Source organism: Hydrocoleum sp. CS-953, assembly GCF_002260545.1.
Classification (GTDB): domain Bacteria; phylum Cyanobacteriota; class Cyanobacteriia; order Cyanobacteriales; family Microcoleaceae; genus Trichodesmium.
On record NZ_LGSU01000728.1, the window covers coordinates 1 to 4,428 of the forward strand.

The 4,428-nt window shown below is 38.9% G+C and carries 3 protein-coding genes; all 3 read right to left on the bottom strand.

All coding sequences use genetic code 11. The features are described 5' to 3' along the window. Positions 1 to 939: 939 nt before the first annotated feature. Positions 940 to 1,827, bottom strand: coding sequence for an SGNH/GDSL hydrolase family protein (locus AFK68_RS08635; protein ID WP_305778132.1), 888 nt, complete (start codon positions 1,825 to 1,827; stop codon positions 940 to 942). 240 nt (positions 1,828 to 2,067) lie between these two features. Beyond that, on the bottom strand, positions 2,068 to 3,546 hold the full coding sequence (locus tag AFK68_RS08640) for an ammonium transporter (RefSeq protein ID WP_094672379.1): 1,479 nt from the start codon (positions 3,544 to 3,546) through the stop codon (positions 2,068 to 2,070). A gap of 200 nt (positions 3,547 to 3,746) precedes the next feature. Continuing rightward, entirely contained in the window at positions 3,747 to 4,232 is a 486-nt protein-coding gene (purE, locus tag AFK68_RS08645) for a 5-(carboxyamino)imidazole ribonucleotide mutase (RefSeq protein ID WP_371357286.1), read from the bottom strand. Positions 4,233 to 4,428 lie beyond the last annotated feature (196 nt).

Here is a 4,428-nt window from a genome sequence, read left to right on the forward strand (position 1 = left end):
TATATACCGTGGCGCTATAGTTGAAAACCTCCATATATAGTATTTTTCCTACATCTGCTCTACAACTAAAATGGCAGAGATTTATTTCTTCCTATAATTAGAGCAACAAAAGTCTAGCTAGATAAGACAGCTCGGAAAATCTATAGCCTATTTTCTGGGAAAACTCTAAATATAGTGTAGCGCTATAGTTTTGACTATCCATATATAGTATTTTTCCTACATCTCATCTACAGCTAAAATGGCAGATATTTATTTCTTCCTATAATTAGAGCAACAAAAGTCCTCAGCAAAAAATAAGTTTTCAAGCCTCCCCTTGGATAGCAGGGCAGTTTCATTCTTGCTTAAGGCTCCTGGGGAGCAGGGGAGTAGGGAGCAGGGGAGAATTTTCCACCCTTTACCCACAGAGCATCCCCAATATTCATCAATTATTCTTAAAGGTTAAAAATACGAATAGTTTTGATTTGAGGCCATTGAACCAGATATTTAGACAGAGTNCCCCAATATTCATCAATTATTCTTAAAGGTTAAAAATACGAATAGTTTTGATTTGAGGCCATTGAACCAGATATTTAGACAGAGTTTAACTAGCTATTAGCCTTTCCTTCGGTCATGGGGAGCTTGCCAGCATTTAGCAGGAGCGCTAAAATCCGAGGGTTTAAGTCCCCCACAAGAGGAGAGAAAAATTAGTGGTGCGCTTTGCGTGGGGGTTATAAGACGCGGAGCGGCAACTCTAGAGTATCCCCCATGATACACAGTGAAAAGCTAATAGCTGACTGCTGAGTGCTGACTGCTACTTCAATGACACTTATCCACTGAAAAATCGGCACTGATATGGCTAATTTCTCTATTTTGTGATCCTAAACATCTCCCGTTCTACTTAAATTGTTAACTCACGATATGAATGAAACGGCCCTACCCCTTTTCAGGGACTGATAACTGTTACTGAGGTTCTTCTAATCTCATTTTGCTATACATTTTAATTGCTGTACTCCAAACTTGATAACCTTTATCATTCAGGTGTAGACCATCGGTACTCAGTTCAGAGCGGAGAAAACCTTGAGCATCTGTAAATAGTGGATGAAGATTTAAAAAGAACGCCCCTTCAACATCAGCTAAAGCTTTGAGACTACGATTGATTTTTCTGATGCGACTATTGGACAATAGTAAGAGGCGATCGCGACCTTCCCAGGTAGCGGACTCCCCACTATGGGGCAAAATAGATTGGACAACTATTTGACTTCCTGGATGAACAGCTCGTAATTGACCAATAATTCTGCTTTGATTTGCCAGAATTGTAGTATCGTCCACCCCATGTACCAGATCGTTAATCCCAATCATCACAAAAATTGTTTCTGGCCTGGTACTATCAAATAAATATAATCTCTTCAATAGACCGGCCGTTGTTTCTCCAGAAATTCCTTGATTTAACCAATTTCTATCCCAGGGAAGAAGTTTTGAGGGAAACCAAAGACTCAAAGAATCTCCTACTAAAACAGTTAGACGGTCAGGACGATTATTAGCTGCAGCGATCGCTTCTCGCTGTAACTGTTCCACCCATTGTTGATAAGTCCATTTATGATTTCTGCCAATAGCCAGAAGTTCTGTTCGAGGTTCCCCAAATAGAGGGCTTGGTTGATTAGATTCAATGGTTTTGGTCGTAGTAGAAGTAGAAGTTATTGTAGCAGTTGCTTGTGGGTCTTCTGGTAATTTGTAATTAGTGACAACTAGCATGGCTACTGTCAATGACAGTAGCCCATTAGCAGCCAAAGAACACCAAGCCCAAATTGGAATATTTTTAGAGAAAGTAAACACCGTAGCAGAATTCAATTAGTCTCCATAGTGAAACAACTGACTTATAGCTATGGCTATTTTACCAATGGATAATGATGGATAATTAATCAATCCTGTTTAAAGCCTTCTATTTCAATAGAAAAAGAGGTCGAGAGAACCTCGCCATCCCTAGACCAAGAGAAAATAAATTGTAATTTCCTCATACTTCAATTTAGTTAAGGTTTTAACCAGAAGTAATTATCCATTACCAATTAATGAAGTAGAATTAAACACTAGTTAATGTTTTTCAAGTTCGATATCCATCCCTGTAGAAATACCAGTGCCAAAGGCATCAGGTTCTTTTACAAAGCCATTATAGGCTTCCATACCATGTTCAGAAATATCCAAGCCCTCATATTCTTGCTCTGGATGGACACGGATACCTATAGTAGCCTTTAAAGCTAGCCAGAAAATAGTGGAGAGTATAACTGTAAACAATCCAACGGAAATAATACCTATAGCTTGAGTAAAGATATTAGCACCTTCGACAAAAATACCAACGGCTAAAGTACCCCAAGCCCCACATACTAAGTGAACTGATGTTGCACCTACAGGGTCATCAATGTGCAACTTGTCAAAGAAGGGAACAGAAAAAACTACAATTATACCAGCTACAGCACCAATAATTACTGCCCCTAAATAAGATACGCCATCACAACCTGCAGTAATCCCAACTAAGCCAGCTAAAACTCCGTTAATAATCATTGAAAGGTCTGGTTTATTATCTTTCAACCAAGAAGTAATAGTTGCGGTAGCCCCCCCTGCTGCTGCGGCTAAGTTTGTAGTTACAGCAATATAAACCACATTTTCATCTGCTGCAAGTTGAGAACCAGGGTTAAAGCCAAACCAACCGATCCAAAGAATTAAACAGCCTAAAGTAGCAAAACCCATATTATGGCCAGGAATTGCTCTGGGTTGATTATTTTCATCATATTTGCCCATCCGAGGTCCAAGTATATATGCTCCTACCAGTGCTGCCCAGCCACCGACTGAGTGAACTGCTGTTGAACCTGCAAAGTCTTTGAAACCCATTGCACCTAGCCAACCAGCACTACCCCAAATCCAATGTCCAGTAATGGGATATGAAATACCTGTGATTAATAAGCTAAACAGTAAAAAGGCTGAAAATTCAATTCTTTCTGCTACTGCTCCAGAGACAATAGTTGCAGCAGTGGCAGCAAAAGCTGCTTGGAATAGGAAAAATATGGGTACTGGCAAACCAGCAGGAAATGGATCTAGTCCGTATGTACTAGATTCGCCAGTTAGAAAAAAACCACCCCCACCAATAAAGGGATGGTCTCCAGCAAACATTGTGGAAAATCCTATAGACCAATAGACTAATGTAGCTATAGCAAATACGATTAAATTTTTTGCTAAAATATTAACTGCATTTTTCTGGCGGCAGAATCCTGTTTCTAACATTCCGAAACCAGCATTCATAAAAATCACAAAGACTGAAGCTACTAAAATCCAAATTGCATCTAAAACCCCTTTTACATATTCTGGGGTTAATTCTTGGTCTTGGGCTGTTGCTGCTCCTGCCCATAGGGCAATAATTATAAATACTAGAGGTATACAGGTTAATGTTGGGAGGGAAAACCATTTTGTCCGACGTAGCCGATCTATTAATGCTGTCGGTTCTAATAAACGGCTATATTTTGTTGATAACCGTCTATTTTCTGTTCTGTTACTCCTAAACTTTAGTTTAGATGTCATTTTTAAGACCAAGTTAATTAGTTAGATTACAAATGCCAAAAATATCGCACTAATTGTTGTATGATTTTTCTGTATCCATTACTACTATTTTTAATTTATCAGTAGTTTGGATAGAGAGTATTTCTACAACTGTTTCTGTCAGTTACAATAGCAAGTATTTGTTGGTTTTTTAGTATCAAATAGTTGCATAATGGTTAAGTTTATGTTAAATATTTTTCATATCCGAGATGCTCTAACTTAGTTTGTTTATCCATTACTGATTCAGCTAAAGTCTGACGATACTTTTGCACCTTTTCTAATAATTCTGGTTGGTGGGATGCTAATATTTGAACTGCTAATAAGCCAGCATTTTTGGCATTGCCGATCGCTACTGTGGCTACTGGTATTCCTCCTGGCATTTGGACTATAGAATATAAGGAGTCTATTCCTTGCAATGTTCGGGTTTGTACTGGTACGCCGATGACTGGGAGTGGCGTTAAAGATGCGACCATTCCTGGTAGATGTGCTGCCCCTCCTGCTCCGGCAATGATGACTTTTAATCCTCTTTGATGGGCGGTTTGGGCATATTCAAACATTCTTTGGGGGGTACGGTGGGCTGAGACAATGGCGACTTCCGAGGGTACGTTAAATTCTTCGCAGATGGCGATCGCTTCTTTCATGGTGGGCAAGTCTGAGTCACTGCCCATTATAATTCCGATTATGGGATTCATATTTTTTAGGTCTGAGGAAATAGGGAGTAGTAATTTGAGAAACAGTCTCTCAAAAATTAGAAAGATAATTTTACCTCAGTACCTTGATAAATGCTATAAATTATCTTTTTTAGGTCTAAGGAAATAGGGAGTAGTAATTTAATTTGAGAAACAGTCTCTCAAAAAATTAGAA

Coding starts and splice junctions, on each gene's coding strand:
- purE (WP_371357286.1), bottom strand. CDS start 4,232: ATGGGCAGTGACTCAGACTTGCCCACCATGAAAGAAGCGATCGCCATC.
- AFK68_RS08640 (WP_094672379.1), bottom strand. CDS start 3,546: ATGACATCTAAACTAAAGTTTAGGAGTAACAGAACAGAAAATAGACGG.